The following is a 14656-nucleotide window of genomic DNA, read 5'->3' on the forward strand; positions in this document are numbered from 1 at the left end:
TATGTGCCCACGGTGGATCCCGGCCTGTGTGGCGCGATATGGATGGAGCCATGAGCAGCAACGGGGGAGCCCCACACGAGGCCGACGAGACGACGAGTTTCGTTCTGCGACCACCGAACCAGCCCGCGGCCGCGCCGCATCCGGACCACCCGCACGCGGTGCCCGCACAGGTGGCGTCCGTTCCGCAGGAGCCCGGCGCCGGGCGGCTCATCGCAGGCCGCTACCGGCTCCTCGCCAAGCTCGGGCACGGCGGCATGGGCACGGTGTGGCGCGCCAAGGACGAGATGGTGGACCGCGAGGTCGCGGTCAAGGAGCCCCGCATCCCGGACCACCTTCCCGAACGGGAACGAGCCAACGCCTTCGAGCGGATGCGGCGCGAGGCGCGGGCCGCGGCCCGGCTGGACCATCCGGCGGTGGTGAACGTCCACGACGTCGCCGTCGTCGACGGACAGCCGTGGATCGTGATGGAGCTGGTCCACGGGCGCTCCCTCGGCAGCGCCCTGCAGGAGGGCACGCTGAGCGTGCGCGAGGCGGCCCGGATCGGCCTGGAGGTGCTCGGCGCGCTGGAGGCCGCGCACGCGGCGGGCATCCTGCACCGGGACGTGAAGCCGGACAACGTGCTGCTCGGGCGGCACGACCGGGTCGTCCTCACCGACTTCGGCATCGCCCAGATCGAGGGCGAGACGAACCTGACCGACACCGGCGGCTTCGTCGGCTCGCCCGAGTACATCGCGCCCGAGCGGGTGCTGGGCCAGCGCCCGGGCCCGGCCTCCGACCTGTGGTCGCTGGGTGTCGTGCTGTACGCGGCGACGGAGGGCGTCTCGCCGTTCCGCCGCAGCAACACCCCGGCCACCCTCCAGTCCGTCCTCAACGCCGTGCCCGCGCCGCCCGCCGCCGCGCAGGGCCCGCTCGCCGAGGCCATCAACGGCCTGCTGGACAAGGACCCGGCCCGCCGCCCGCAGGCCGCGCAGATCCGCGCCCTGCTGGAGCGCGCCGCGAACCCGCCCGCGCCGGTGCCCACCCAGGTCGTGCAGCACACCGAAGTGCCCCGCAGAGGGTTCCGGTTCGGGCGGACGGCGTGGATCGGGCTCGGGGCCGCGGTCGTCGCGGCGGCGGTGACGGCGTACCTGGTGATCGCCGACCCGTTCGCAGGGACGCGGCAGGACGGCTGGAAGACGGCCCACGAGAAGGACGTCACCGCGACCCTGGCGGTGCCCGACGGCTACGAGAGGGGCGTCCCCGACCGCTCCTCCGACGACAGCCACTGGGTCAGCTACACCGACCCGAGCGGAGCCCTGTCGATCATGCTGTCGGTGGAGCGCAAGGCGGAGGACACGAGCAACGACATCAAGGAGTCCGCGGCCGCCCAGATGTACGCCGACAACGGCGAGTTCAAGAACAACGGCAGCTACCGGCTCGACATGCCGAAGGGGCCCCGGACCCGGACCGACGACAACGCGACCTTCCACGGGAAGAAGGCCGCGGAGAACACCGTCACGTACACCACCGACGACACCCAGAACCCCCGCCCCCGCGAGCTGAGGATCTTCTACTACAGGTCCTCCGCCGGCGACATGTACCGGCTCACCATCGCCTACCCGGGCAAGGGCGACTTCACGGAGCGCGGCCGCGAGGTGGCGAAGACGGCGATCGCGGAACTGGAGCTCGACAAGCCCTGAGAGCGGGCGGGCGGACGTCGTGAAGGCGCGGCCGGAAGCGGGGCGGTTCACCGTGGATCGGTGGGGGTGACGCCCCGCTCGTGGTAGTCATGAGACATGACCAACGGCGGGGACACCGGAGGCGACAAGGGCCGGACGGTCGGCGGCCGTTACCGGCTGCTCGAACGCATCGGCTCCGGCGGCATGGGCACCGTCTGGCGGGCCCGCGACGAGCTGGTCGATCGTGAAGTCGCCGTCAAGGAGCCCCGGTTGCCCGGCGACCCCGAGGACGAGGCGCACCGCCGGGCCGCCCACCGCCTCTACCGGGAGGCCCGCGCCGCCGCCCGCGTCGACCACCCTTCCGCCGTCTCCATACACGACGTCGTCGTGGAGGAGGGGGACGAGGGCCTCCAGGACGGACTGCCCTGGATCGTCATGGAGCTGATCCGCGGCGAGTCCCTGCACGAGGTCCTGCGTCGCGGGCCCCTGGAGGCCGCCGAGGCCGCCCGCATCGGCCTCGCCGTCCTCGGCGCCCTGCGCGCGGCGCACGCCGTCGGCATCGTCCACCGCGACGTCAAGCCCGCCAACGTCCTGCTCGGCCCGCACGGCCGCGTCGTCCTCACCGACTTCGGCATCGCGCACGTCCAGGGCGAGGAATCCCTCACCGTCAGCGGTGAGTTCGTCGGCTCCCTGGAGTTCATCGCCCCCGAGCGGATGTCCGGCCGTGGCGCCGGCCCCGCCTCCGACCTGTGGTCCCTCGGCGTGCTGCTCTACGCCGCCGTCGAGGGCTGGTCTCCTTTCCGCCGTACGACCCTGGAGTCCACGCTCGCCGCGATCCTCGCCGCGGACCTGCCCGAGCCGAAACAGGCCGGCCCCCTCGGCCCGCTCCTCGTACGGCTCCTGTCCCGGGCCCCCGACCGGCGGCCGGGCCCGGCGGAGGTCGCCGCGGTACTGGAGGCGGTGGCCGAGGGCCGGCCGGTGACGCCCTTTCCCGCGGCGGGTGAGGAGACGGAGGGAGCCGAGCCCCAGGACGTGGGGCAACTGCGGGAGCTGGGGGACGATGCGGGGACGGTGCGGTTGGCGGCAGGGGGCGGCGACGGCGCCGTAGCAGCGGAGGGCGGGGCCGATGCCGTAGAAGCGGGGGAGCAAGCCGAGGGGAACGAGCCGGATTCCGACGGGAGCCCCGAGCGGGATGCCGGGGCGAGCCCTGAACCGGGCTCCGGTGCGAGCCCTGCGCGGGGTGCCGGGGCGAGCCCTGAGCCGGATTCAGGTGCGAGCCCTGTGCGGGAAGTCGAGGCGAGCCCCGAGCCGGATTCAGGTGCGAGCCCCGAGTCCGCAACCGCCGCGCACCCCTCACGCCCCTTCTCGCGCGGCCCCTTCCACCGCCGATCCCTCCCTCTCGCCCTCCTCACCGTCCTGCTCGCCTGTGGCGCCTGGCTCGGGGTGGCCTTCCTGGGGAAGCCCGACAGCGGGGCGATCACGGAGTGGACCGGGACCTACACCCCGGCCTCGGAGATCACGCCGACCCCGGAGCGGACGACCCCCTGGGTCATCCACCGGGAGTCCGACATGAACGCCGTCCTCTCCCTCCCCGTCCAGTACCGCGAGTCCGCCCGCCAGGGCAGCGCGAGTGGGCAGCCCCGGCTGGTGGTCTACTCGGCCGGTTCCGTGGACGTACGTCTCACCCAGTGGGACGAGGCACCCTCCTCCCCCGCGGACCGGGCCGCGCAGGCGCACAGGACGTGGGACGGGTACGACGGGGACGCGCGGACGCAGACCACCCGCACCACCTTCCAGGGACACGCGGCCGTCCTCGCCGACACCACCTACGGCATGGAAGGGTCCCCGACCCGTGTCATGGAGCTGTTCGTCCGCACCGACGACAGCCGGATGTACGAGCTGCGCGTGGACATGCCGAAGGGGACACCGGACGAGAAACAGGGCACGGCGGTCTTCAAGGCGGCCCGCGACCGTCTGCGGATCGGAACGCCGTAGAACATCACAGGACTTCACCGCACAACGCCCTGATCAGCGGGTTTGTTGCCAGTGACCACTGGCGTCGTGTGTGCGGTCGGTGAATCCCTATTACCGCCGGGTACCAAAAGCCTTTCCCACGTCATACTCTGCGCCTCATGACGGACTCGCAGGCCCCGGAAAAGACCGGTACCACGCCCACCGCCGGTACCAACCCCCTCGCCCCCGCCCCCACCGGCGTCCGTACCGCCGCCGATGTGGTCACCCCCCAGCTCGTCGCCCACCTGACCAAGGGCGTCGTCGGGTCCGGGCGCACCGCCAACCACACGCCGTTCACCGGCGAGAAGCTCGCCGACCTGCCCGAGTCCACCCCGGAGGACGTGGAGAAGGCGTTCGCGGCGGCCCGTGCCGCGCAGCAGGTCTGGGCACAGGTGCCGGTGCGGGAGCGTGCCGCGGTCCTGCTCCGCTTCCACGACCTGGTGCTGGAGCGCCAGGCCGAGGTCCTCGACCTGATCCAGCTGGAGGCCGGCAAAGCCCGTCTTTACGCTCACGAAGAGGTGCAGGCGGTCGCCGTCGCCGCCCGTCACTACGGCCGCAAGGCCCCCGCCTACCTCAGGCCCAAGCGGCACACGGGCGCCATGCCGACCCTGACGAAGGTCACCGAGCTGCGCCACCCGCGCGGTGTCGTCGGCCAGATCGCCCCCTGGAACTACCCCCTGGAGCTCTCGGTCGGCGACGCGCTCCCCGCCTTCGTCGCGGGCAACGCGGTCGTGATGAAGCCCGACACGGAGACCTGCCTGACCGCCCTGTGGGCCCGCGACCTCCTCATCGAGGCCGGCCTGCCCGCCGAGGTCTTCCAGGTCGTCATCGGCGAGGGCCCGGTCATCGGCCCCGAGGTCGTCCGGCACGCCGACTACGTCTCCTTCACCGGCTCCACCCGCACCGGCCGCGAGGTCGCCCAGGGCGCCGCCGCCCGCCTGGTCGGCGTCTCCCTCGAACTCGGCGGTAAGAACGCCATGCTGGTCCTCGACGACGCCGACATCGAGAAGGCGGCCGCGGGCGCGATCCGCGCCTGTTTCTCCTCCGCCGGCCAGATCTGCATCTCCATCGAGCGGTTGTACGTCCACGAGTCCGTCGCGGACGCCTTCCTGGAGCGCTTCGCCGCCCGCACCCGGTCCATGCGCCTCGGCACCTCCCTCGCCTACGGCGCCGACATGGGCTCCCTGGTCGGCGAACGCCAGCTGGAGACGGTGAAGCGGCATGTGGAGGAGGCCGTGGCGAAGGGCGCGAAGGTGGTGGCCGGCGGCGTCGCCCGCCCCGACATCGGCCCGTACTTCTTCGAGCCCACGATCCTCGACGGCGTGACGGAGCCCATGTCCGTCTGCGCGGAGGAGACCTTCGGCCCGGTCGTCTCGATCTACCGCTTCAAGACGGACGACGAGGCGATCGAGCTCGCCAACTCCACCCCGTACGGCCTGAACTCCTCGGTCTGGACGAAGGACGGCCGCCGCGGCCGCGAGATCGCCGCCCGCCTGCGCACCGGCACCGTGAACGTCAACGAGGGCTACGCCGCCGCCTACGGCAGCGTCCAGTCGCCCATGGGCGGCATGAAGGACTCCGGCCTCGGCCGCCGCCACGGCTCCGAGGGCATCCTCAAGTACACGGAGGCCCAGACGGTGGCCCAGCAGCGGTTGCTGCCGATGGCGCCGTCGCTGGGGATGGACGACGAGAAGTACGCGGAGTTCATGAGCAGGAGCCTGCGACTGATGAAGGCGTTCCGCTTCCGCTAGCCCACAACCAGCCACAGTCGGCCCGCACCGCACACTCAAACCCGCACCGCACACTCAAAGGGGAGACCGCAGGTGCCACAGGACGCTTACGACTACGACGTCATCGTCGTCGGATCGGGCTTCGGCGGCTCGGTGACCGCCCTTCGCCTCACGGAGAAGGGCTACCGCGTAGGCGTCCTGGAAGCCGGCCGCCGCTTCACCCGGGAGTCGCTCCCCAAGAACTCCTGGGACCTGAGGAACTACCTCTGGGCGCCCAAGCTCGGCCTGTACGGAATCCAGCGCATCCACCTGCTGGGCAACGTCATGGTCCTGGCCGGCGCGGGCGTCGGCGGCGGCTCCCTCAACTACGCCAACACCCTCTACGTCCCGCCGAAGGCCTTCTTCGAGGACCCGCAGTGGCGTGACATCACCGACTGGCAGGAGGAGCTGCGGCCGTACTACGACCAGGCGCGCCGCATGCTCGGCGTACGGCTCAACCCGACGACGACCCCCTCCGACGTGCACCTGAAGGCGGCGGCCGAGCGGATGGGCGTCGGGGACACCTTCCACATGGCGCCGGTCGGCGTGTTCTTCGGGGACGGGCAGGACGCCGACGGGTCGCTGCGGGCGAGGCCGGGGGAAGAGGTAGCGGATCCCTACTTCGGTGGCGCGGGCCCGTCCCGCAAGGCCTGCACCGAGTGCGGCGAGTGCATGACCGGCTGCCGCCACGGCGCGAAGAACACCCTGAACGAGAACTACCTCTACCTCGCCGAGAAGGCGGGCGCGGTCGTGCACCCGTTGACGACGGTCGTGTCGGTCACGGACGACTCACAGGGCGGGTACGCGGTGACCACCCTCCCCACCGACGACCGCCGCAGGGCGAAGGGCCGCACCTTCAAGGCCCGCAAGGTCGTCCTCGCCGCAGGCACCTACGGCACCCAGACCCTGCTGCACCGCATGAAGGCGAACGGCCGGCTGCCGTACCTCTCCGACCGTCTGGGCGAGCTGACCCGCACCAACTCCGAGGCACTGGTCGGCGCCCAGACCGACGACCGCCGCTACCGCAGGGTGACAGGGCAGGCGAGGGTCGACTTCACCCGCGGAGTCGCCATCACGTCCTCCATCCACCCGGACGAGAACACCCACATCGAGCCGGTCCGCTACGGCAAGGGCTCCAACTCGATGGGCGGCCTGTCGATCCTCCAGGTGCCCTACGCCGAGGGCTCGTCGAGGGTCGGCGGCTGGCTGGTGAACGCGGCCCGCCACCCGCTCCTCGTCCTGCGCTCCCTCTCCAACCGCCGTTGGTCGGAGCGGACCATCATCGGCCTGGTGATGCAGTCGCTGGACAACTCGCTGACGACGTATCTGAAGCAGACGGGCGTCGGCAAGGGCCTGCTCACGGCACGCCAGGGCCACGGCAGCCCCAACCCCAAGCAGATCAAGGCGGCTTCTCAGGCCGCGTCCGCGATCGCCGCCGACATCAACGGCTTCGCCGGCTCCAACGTCGGCGAGCTGATGGGCACCCCCCTCACCGCCCACTTCCTCGGCGGCTGCCCCATCGGCGCCTCGCGCGAGACCGGCGTCATCGACCCCTACCACCGCCTCTACGGCCACCCCGGCATCTCGGTCGTGGACGGCGCCGCGGTCTCGGCGAACCTGGGCGTGAACCCGTCCCTGACCATCACCGCCCAGGCCGAGCGCGCGATGTCGTACTGGCCCAACAAGGGCGAGGAGGACCCGCGCCCGGCCCAGGGCACGGCGTACGAACGCCTGAAGCCGGTGGAGCCGAAGGCGCCGACAGTCCCGGCAGAGGCGTTCGCCGCGCTGCGGCTGCCGTTTCTGGGGATGCCGACGGTGCCGCCGAAGCCGTAGCGCAAGGGCATACGGGTCACAGCGGCGGGGGACATGCGAAAGGGACCTGCACCCCCCTCCGAGCGCAGGTCCCTTTTCGTTGGTGGCCCTAGGGCCGGTTCAGACTTACGCCTGCACCTTGCGGCGGCGCACCGCGAACACCGCACCCGCGCCGGCGACGACGGCGACACCGCCGACCAGGCCGATCATCGGCATCGCGGAGCTGGAACCGGTCTCGGCGAGGCTGCCGGTGACCTGCGGGGTGGTGCCGCTCGGCTTGCTGTCCGAGACCGGGGCCTTGCCGCCTTCCTGCGGCTTGGTGCCGTCGGTGTCGGTGCCGGCGGCGACGATCTGGAACTTGTACGAGATGTCACCGAAGCCGGTGCAGTTCGCGTCGCTGTCGCCGTAGATCGTCGCGCCCAGCGAGAAGCCGGCGCCGACCGGGGCGGACGCCTTCACGTTGAGGCGCAGCGGGATGTTGACCTCGTACTCGGGCTTCAGCTCGTCGGTGTAACCGACGAACCCGACCGCGTAGCCCTCCTCGTCGACGTTCTCCCAGACATCGTCGTCCGGGTTCCAGGTCTGGAGCTGGACCTGCTTGCTCTTGAAGAGGTCCTCGCCGTACTCGTCGGAGGAGGCGCCGGCGAGGAAGTTCAGCTCCTGGAGGGTGGAGTCGGAGTTGTTGGTCACGTCCAGCGAGAACTTGTGCCAGCCGCTGCCCGCCGCGATCTTGCCGGGCAGGCCGGTGATGTCGACGTCGACCTTGGTGTCCTCGCAGATCGACGGCTCGGGGTCCGGGGTCGGCGACTGGGAGGCGGAGGCGCTCGGCGAGCTGGAGCTCGACTGGGAGGCGGAGGCGCTCGGCGAGCTGGAGCTCGACTCGGAGGTGGAAGCGCTCGGCGAGCTGGAGGTGCTGGCCGACTCCGACTGGGAGGCCGAGGCGCTCGGGGAAGTGGTGTCGGACGCGGAGGCGCTCGCGGAGGGGGACGCGGAGTCGGATGCGAACGCGGCCGGGGCAGTGAGCAGCGCAAGCGGCGCAATCGCGGCTGTCGCTGCGGCGGCTGCCATGGCACGACGAAGCTTCATGAAGACCTCAAGGAGTCCAGGTGGAGGGCTCCGCGTGTGGGGCGCGGGTGTGGCCCTTGGTTCGCGAGGTTTGATCCGTGAAACCTGTGAAAGGTTGCCCTGCCGCTCACAGAATTTTTATGTGGTCTGGATCACTCGGATCACCCCTGCCTCAGGCCGCCCCGGACACCGAGGAGTCCGGGGCGCGGGGACGACGAAGGGCCCCGCGGGACGGATCCGCGGGGCCCTTCTTTATCGTCAGCACCGGCGTCAGGGCAGCGCCGGTGCCTGGGAGCGGCGCCGGGGGGTTGCGCCGCTGGTCTCTCGAGCGCCCTCGTCCGCACCGGGTCGCCGCCGGGGCGCGCGGGGGGCGCGCGACCGGTCTGGACCTTTGGCGGTCGTTCGGGGCAGAGCGCCTCATTGCAGTTCAAGGGCTGCAACGAGGTGCAATGCGGTTGTCCCCGGCGGGACTTGGGTCTTTCTACGCATCGTGCTGGATGAACGCGGCGCCCGCAACCGTTTGACCCAGCCCTTGTGCATTTTTGCCATTCCCGCCGGTCGGCCCCGGGCGTCCCCGAGGCCGACCGTTCTCTTGGGTGACCGGGCTGCTGTCCCCTGCCGTCCGGTCACTTCCCTGGAGCGAGGTCCCACGACGCACAGCACGATCCGTACGCCTCATCACTCCAGCGAGCCACGCGTGGTTCTTCCGGGCCCGCCCCTGGCTGGAACGGACACCGGGACCAACGAAGCCGTCCGGGACCGGTCACGCGCCGTACGGGTGAGACGGAGCCCGAACTCAGATACGCCCCCGGCACAGCTCGAGCAGCGTCATCGCGAGGGCCGTACCCGGCTTGCCCAGCGCCTCCCTGTAGTGGCCGAGGACCTCCATCTCGCGGGAGAGGTTGACCCGGCGCCCACCGGAGGCGATCCGGGCGTCCTGGATCACGGCGGACACGGCCATGCGTTCCTGCACGAGACCGATGATCCGGTCGTCGAGGGCGTCGATGCGCTCCCGGGCGTCGGTGATCAGCCCGGCGGCCTCGTCGGTACGGGCGCCGGTCTTGTCGGTGGAGGTGACGGTCATGTCGGGGCTCCTCGGAATCGAAGGGGTGCGGTGCCCCGGAGCGGCACGACCCGGAAAACGACAGGCGCCCCGGGCCTTGTCGGCCCGGGGCGCCTGGGAAGTCGCTTGGCGGTTCGCTCAAGCAGCACGACCATGGCAGCCGGCGGGCCGGATGCCATAGGTAAAGAGGAAGGTCGTGGGCGTGAGCATGGGCTCAGTATGCCCGGGGCGGGGGTGCTGTCCAAGACGGCTCGCATGGTGAGACGGCGCCGTGTGTCCCAGCCCGTCCGGTGTCCGAGGGCGAGGCCCGTTCGGAGCCGGAGCGGGGGGCCGGGCGCGGTAGCCCCCGGCGACCGGACCGTCCCTGTGCCCACCTCGGTAGAATTGGCCAGCACAGAGACCCCGCCCAACCGCCGGAAGGCCCCCGTGTCATCAGCGACTCCCGCTGCCGCCGCCCCCGACACCGTCCTGGTCGTCGACTTCGGCGCGCAGTACGCCCAGCTCATCGCCCGTCGAGTCCGCGAGGCCCGGGTCTACAGCGAGATCGTGCCGAGCACCATGCCGGTCGCGGAGATGCTCGCCAAGAACCCGGCGGCGATCATCCTCTCCGGCGGCCCCTCGTCCGTGTACGAGGAGGGCGCCCCCCGCCTCGACCGCGAGATCTTCGAGGCCGGCGTCCCCGTCTTCGGCATGTGCTACGGCTTCCAGCTGATGGCGCAGACCCTCGGCGGCACGGTGGACAACACCGGCGCCCGCGAGTACGGCCGCACGGATCTGCACGTCTCCAGGACGTCCTCCACCCTCTTCGAGGGCACCCCGGCCGAGCAGGCCGTGTGGATGTCGCACGGCGACGCCTGCTCCGCCGCCCCCGAGGGCTTCTCCGTCACGGCGTCCACCGACGTCGTCCCGGTCGCCGCCTTCGAGAACGACGAGAAGAAGCTGTACGGCGTCCAGTACCACCCCGAGGTCATGCACTCCACGCACGGCCAGCAGGTCCTGGAGCACTTCCTCTACCGAGGCGCCGGCCTGACCCCCTCCTGGACCACGGGCAACGTGATCGAGGAGCAGGTCACCGCGATCCGCGAGCTGGTCGGCGACAAGCGCGCGATCTGCGGCCTGTCCGGCGGCGTGGACTCCGCCGTGGCCGCGGCCCTGGTCCAGAAGGCCATCGGCTCCCAGCTGACCTGCGTGTATGTCGACCACGGCCTGATGCGCAAGGGCGAGACCGAGCAGGTCGAGAAGGACTTCGTGGCGGCGACCGGAGTCCAGCTGAAGGTCGTGGACGCGGAGGAGCGGTTCCTCAAGGCGCTCGCGGGGGTCTCCGACCCCGAGGAGAAGCGGAAGATCATCGGCCGCGAGTTCATCCGCGTCTTCGAGCAGGCGCAGGCGGAGATCATCGCGGACGAGGGTCCCGAGGTCGCCTTCCTGGTCCAGGGCACGCTCTACCCGGACGTGGTCGAGTCCGGTGGCGGCACCGGCACCGCCAACATCAAGTCGCACCACAACGTCGGCGGCCTGCCCGAGGACCTCGAGTTCAAGCTCATCGAGCCGCTGCGCAAGCTGTTCAAGGACGAGGTCCGTATGGTCGGCCAGGAGCTCGGCCTGCCGGAGGAGATCGTCCAGCGCCAGCCGTTCCCGGGCCCGGGCCTGGGCATCCGGATCGTCGGCGAGGTGACGAAGGAACGCCTCGACCTGCTCCGCGAGGCCGACGCCATCGCCCGCGAGGAGCTGACGGCGGCCGGCCTCGACCGCGAGATCTGGCAGTGCCCGGTGGTCCTGCTCGCGGACGTCCGCAGCGTCGGCGTCCAGGGCGACGGCCGCACCTACGGCCACCCGATCGTGCTGCGCCCGGTCTCCTCCGAGGACGCGATGACCGCCGACTGGTCGCGCCTGCCGTACGACGTGCTCGCGAAGATCTCGACGCGGATCACCAACGAGGTGCGGGACGTCAACCGGGTCGTCCTCGACGTGACCTCGAAGCCGCCGGGCACGATCGAGTGGGAGTGAGCCTCCCTGGTGAAGGTCACGTCCGCTTGAGAGTCCGCACCGGCTCTCCGGGCTTCCAGACCTGGGCGACCAGATACGTGTCGTCCTCGACGTAGGTCCGTACGACCTCCGTCAGCTCGGTGCGGAAGAGGTGGAACGGCTCCGGCGGTTCCACCTCTTTCACGTATCCGGCCTTCGTCGCCTCCTCGTCCCCGACCTCGACGGCCCGCCCGCTGATCCGGACGTCGCCGCCGCCCATCCCGGTGCCCTCCCCGGGGTTGGCCTGGAGGCTGAAGCGGGGGTCGCGGCGCAGGTCGAGGGCCTTGAGCGAGCCGGGCATCATCCCGAGCCACAGCTCGCCGTCGAGGAAACGCACCTCCAGGCCGCTGGTGCGGGGGGAGCCGTCCTTGCGGAGGGTCGCGAGGACGTGGTGTGTGAAGGCGCCGAAGCGGTCCTCGACGGTCTTCGCGAGCTCCGGTTCCGCCGCCGCGAAAGCCGCCCAGTTCGATGCCCTGTGGTTCGGTGTCATACGGCGAGTGTGGCGCCGATACCCGACATCTTCTGTCCGGTTTTCCGGGGGCGTGTCGGACGGAGGGGCAGGAGAGAGAGGGTCAGGAGAGGGCCGGAGGGAGTTGCCGGGGAAGGCCGGAAGGGGTGCGTCAGGCCACGTGTGGAACCGGCCGTACGTACCGCTCCCGCCCCTCCTCGTCCCGTACGGGCGTGCAGCCCGCCGCCGTGAGCCGTTGCGCGAGCTTCGCGCGCCGGATGGTGTTGACCCGCAGGGCGCCCAGCATGCCCAGCGGCATCGCGACAGCGAGCGGGAGCAGGACGGCGTACTTGCCGGTCAGCACGGCCAGCAGCAGGAACAGGGCCGCCGAGCCCCAGCCGATGGTCAGCAGCTGGGCCCGGTTGGCGGCCGCCTCCAGAGCGTCGTAGCGGATGAGGGTGGCGAGGAGGTCGACGTCCGCCTGGGCCTCGGGGACCGGGGTGAGCGAGCCCAGGTACATGCCGGGGACGGGGCGGCCGGGGCCCGGGTCGGGGAAGGCAGCCGTGTTGGCCGCGGCCCGCTGCCGCGCCGCGGGGCTGGGGTCGCGGACCAGGTGGACGTGCACGACCCGCTGCTTGCCGACCAGGCGGACGCTCTCGTAGCGGAAGCCGTAGCACTCGGCCACGTACGCCAGCGCGCCGAACGTCTGCAACTCCGCGAAGGGGTGGATGAGTTCGATGGCGTTGCGCGTGGTGATCTGGCGCAGGAGGGAGTCGAGGTGGCGATCGGCGAGGCTCAAGACGTGCTCCACACGTGACGGAAATCGTCATCTTTGCATAACGGCTCTGCCCTTTTGCCCTGACCGACGGTAACTTCCGCCCCGTAAAGCAACCCAGCGCTGGAGGACCGATGCACGGGCCCACGCCGCCTGCTCCGCTGCCCACCGACCGGCTGCAGTTCGCCATGCCGCCGATGCACGAGTCGGTCGAGGACGAGCGCCGGCACCGCAAGGAACGGCTGGCGGGCGCGGTGCGGATCTTCGGACGGCTCGGCTTCGAGGACGGCGTCTCCGGGCACATCACCGCGCGCGACCCCGAGTACAGCGACTGTTTCTGGGTCAATCCGTTCGGGATGCCGTTCAAGCACGTCACGGTGAGCGACCTCGTGCTCGCCAACGGGGACGGGCAGGTCGTCGAGGGCCGCTACCACGTCAACCAGGCCGCTTTCACCGTGCACGCCCAGGTGCACGCCGCCCGGCCCGACGTCGTCGCCGTCGCCCACTGCCACTCGGTGCACGGCCGCGCCCTCGCCGCCCTCGGCGAGCTGCTCGACCCGATCACCCAGGAGAGCTGTGCGTTCTACGAGGATCACGCCCTCTACGACGCCTACACCGGCGTCGCCGTCGACGCCGAGGAGGGCCGGCGCATCGCGTCCGCGCTCGGCACCCGCAAGGCGCTCGTCCTGCGCAACCACGGGCTGCTGACCGTCGGCGACTCGGTGGACGCGGCGGCCTGGTGGTTCCTGTCCATGGAACGCTCCAGCCAGGTCCAGCTGACCGCCCGCGCCGCCGGCCGCCCGGTGCTGATCGACCACCGCGCGGCGGTCGCGACCCGGGAACAGCTCGGCGGCGACCTGGTGGCGTGGATCAACTACCAGCCCCTGTGGCAGGACATCAGCAGGAGCGAACCGGATCTCCTGTCGTGACGGCGCTTCGGTGACGGCGGTTCCGTGACGCCGGTTTCGTGACGGTGCTTCCGTGACGCCGGTTTCGTGACGGCGCTTCCGTGACGCCGGTTTCGTGACGGCGCTTCCGTGACGCCGGGGTTCAGAACCCGCGCAGCACGACTGCCTTCGTCCGTGCGAACTCCTCGTCCGTGAGCACCCCGTCGCGGTGCAGCTCCCCCAACTCCCGCAGCCTGCGCAGCAGCACGTCGTGGTGGTCGGCCTGCGGCGGTACGGCCGACGCGGGCGCGGGCGCGGGCGCGGGCCGGTCCGGGTGGTGGTCCGCATACCGGTCGTGCCCGTCGGCGGTACGGGTGGACGGATGCGGCAGCCGGGCGGTCACCGCGGTCGCGACCAGCGCGGTCAGCAGGTCGCGCCGGGAACTGCCCCACAGGTCCAGGGCGTACGGGTCCTTCTCCGGCGGGAGTTTCGCGAACACCGTCTCGCGGGTCACGAAGCGCAGAAGGCCGTCCTCATGGCCGGTGTTGGGCAGCCATTCCACCTGCACGAGGTCGCACACGTGGACGACGCGCGGGCCCGTCGCCCGCTTCACCCGGTCCGCGGTGTCGGCCCAGTCGATGCGCACCTGGGTGCCGTCGAAGGAGACCGTGCCGTCGGAGGAACGGACGGACACCGGGACCGGCGGGCCGGGCAGCAGATAGGCCTTGGTCGGCTCCTTGGGGATCTGGTCGAGCAGCAGTGCGTGCCGGATCTCCTCCGCGACGTACTCGGCGATCCCGGAGGCGTCCATGTCCACGACGAGCCGGTAGGGGTCTGCCGTGTCGGGCAGCCGCCCGCCCGTCGCCTGCAACAGCGGGTCGGCCCCCTCCCGCAACCGCAACCGCAGCCGGCCACGCTTGCGTTCGGGCTCGTAGACGATGCCGGCGACGGCCTCCAGGGGCACGGCGATCTCCCCGTACGTCTGCCGGAACAGCGGCACACTGCGGTGGAGGCCCGGCGTGATCCTGACCGTCGTGCCGTCGAAGGCCCAGGCCCCGTCACGCTGGATGATCTCGGCCATACGGAAATTCTCGCAGCCAGGTCAACACGGCGGGCCCCGCCTCACCCGCGCTGACCAGAC

The 14656-nt window shown here is 71.3% G+C and carries 11 protein-coding genes; 6 read left to right on the forward strand and 5 right to left on the reverse strand.

Annotated features, from left to right (window positions below):
• The first annotated feature begins 50 nt into the window (after positions 1–50).
• The 4 genes from IE263_RS07245 (at position 51) to IE263_RS07260 (ending at position 7273) form a co-directional block, all read left to right on the forward strand.
• Positions 51–1679, forward strand: a complete 1629-nt coding sequence (locus IE263_RS07245; protein WP_189933467.1) for a serine/threonine-protein kinase — start codon at positions 51–53, stop codon at positions 1677–1679.
• Between the two features lie 96 nt (positions 1680–1775).
• A complete protein-coding gene (locus IE263_RS07250; RefSeq protein WP_189933469.1) occupies positions 1776–3653 on the forward strand; it encodes a serine/threonine-protein kinase in 1878 nt (625 codons plus the stop codon).
• 137 nt (positions 3654–3790) lie between these two features.
• Positions 3791–5422, forward strand: a complete 1632-nt coding sequence (locus IE263_RS07255; RefSeq protein ID WP_189933472.1) for a succinic semialdehyde dehydrogenase — start codon at positions 3791–3793, stop codon at positions 5420–5422.
• A gap of 72 nt (positions 5423–5494) precedes the next feature.
• Positions 5495–7273, forward strand: coding sequence for a GMC family oxidoreductase N-terminal domain-containing protein (locus IE263_RS07260; RefSeq protein WP_189933474.1), 1779 nt, complete (start codon positions 5495–5497; stop codon positions 7271–7273).
• Positions 7274–7378: 105 nt separating this feature from the next.
• Here IE263_RS07260 and IE263_RS07265 read toward each other — a convergent pair whose 3' ends face one another.
• Together IE263_RS07265 and IE263_RS07270 are read right to left on the reverse strand one after the other, a co-directional pair.
• Entirely contained in the window at positions 7379–8320 is a 942-nt protein-coding gene (locus tag IE263_RS07265; protein ID WP_229910832.1) for an LAETG motif-containing sortase-dependent surface protein, read from the reverse strand.
• A 793-nt stretch (positions 8321–9113) separates the two neighbouring features.
• Positions 9114–9401 carry a chorismate mutase gene (locus IE263_RS07270; RefSeq protein ID WP_189933478.1) on the reverse strand — a complete coding sequence of 96 codons (288 nt, stop codon included), beginning with the start codon at positions 9399–9401 and terminating at the stop codon, positions 9114–9116.
• Between the two features lie 405 nt (positions 9402–9806).
• Between IE263_RS07270 and guaA the strand changes: the two genes are divergently transcribed.
• The gene (gene guaA / locus IE263_RS07275) at positions 9807–11387 is read left to right on the forward strand and encodes a glutamine-hydrolyzing GMP synthase (protein ID WP_189933480.1); all 1581 of its coding nucleotides are present in this window, start codon (positions 9807–9809) and stop codon (positions 11385–11387) included.
• A gap of 16 nt (positions 11388–11403) precedes the next feature.
• On the opposite strand, the gene IE263_RS07280 is transcribed toward guaA, so the two are convergent.
• Positions 11404–11895 carry a pyridoxamine 5'-phosphate oxidase family protein gene (locus IE263_RS07280; protein WP_189933482.1) on the reverse strand — a complete coding sequence of 164 codons (492 nt, stop codon included), beginning with the start codon at positions 11893–11895 and terminating at the stop codon, positions 11404–11406.
• Positions 11896–12025: 130 nt separating this feature from the next.
• Positions 12026–12652, reverse strand: coding sequence for a hypothetical protein (locus IE263_RS07285; RefSeq protein ID WP_189933484.1), 627 nt, complete (start codon positions 12650–12652; stop codon positions 12026–12028).
• Between the two features lie 110 nt (positions 12653–12762).
• Between IE263_RS07285 and IE263_RS07290 the strand changes: the two genes are divergently transcribed.
• Positions 12763–13557 (forward strand): class II aldolase/adducin family protein, encoded by a 795-nt coding sequence (locus IE263_RS07290; RefSeq protein WP_189933486.1) that lies wholly within the window; start codon positions 12763–12765, stop codon positions 13555–13557.
• Between the two features lie 121 nt (positions 13558–13678).
• On the opposite strand, the gene IE263_RS07295 is transcribed toward IE263_RS07290, so the two are convergent.
• Positions 13679–14596 carry a DUF4429 domain-containing protein gene (locus IE263_RS07295; RefSeq protein ID WP_189933488.1) on the reverse strand — a complete coding sequence of 306 codons (918 nt, stop codon included), beginning with the start codon at positions 14594–14596 and terminating at the stop codon, positions 13679–13681.
• Positions 14597–14656: the final 60 nt, after the last annotated feature.

This window comes from Streptomyces aurantiogriseus (genome assembly GCF_014649375.1).
In the GTDB taxonomy this organism is placed as follows: domain Bacteria; phylum Actinomycetota; class Actinomycetes; order Streptomycetales; family Streptomycetaceae; genus Streptomyces; species Streptomyces aurantiogriseus.

Bases quoted from the DNA above. Each gene is read 5' to 3' on its own strand.
- IE263_RS07245 (WP_189933467.1), top strand. From the start codon at position 51: ATGAGCAGCAACGGGGGAGCCCCACACGAGGCCGACGAGACGACGAGT.
- IE263_RS07250 (WP_189933469.1), top strand. From the start codon at position 1,776: ATGACCAACGGCGGGGACACCGGAGGCGACAAGGGCCGGACGGTCGGC.
- IE263_RS07255 (WP_189933472.1), top strand. From the start codon at position 3,791: ATGACGGACTCGCAGGCCCCGGAAAAGACCGGTACCACGCCCACCGCC.
- IE263_RS07265 (WP_229910832.1), bottom strand. From the start codon at position 8,320: ATGGCAGCCGCCGCAGCGACAGCCGCGATTGCGCCGCTTGCGCTGCTC.
- IE263_RS07270 (WP_189933478.1), bottom strand. From the start codon at position 9,401: ATGACCGTCACCTCCACCGACAAGACCGGCGCCCGTACCGACGAGGCC.
- IE263_RS07280 (WP_189933482.1), bottom strand. From the start codon at position 11,895: ATGACACCGAACCACAGGGCATCGAACTGGGCGGCTTTCGCGGCGGCG.
- IE263_RS07290 (WP_189933486.1), top strand. From the start codon at position 12,763: ATGCACGGGCCCACGCCGCCTGCTCCGCTGCCCACCGACCGGCTGCAG.
- IE263_RS07295 (WP_189933488.1), bottom strand. From the start codon at position 14,596: ATGGCCGAGATCATCCAGCGTGACGGGGCCTGGGCCTTCGACGGCACG.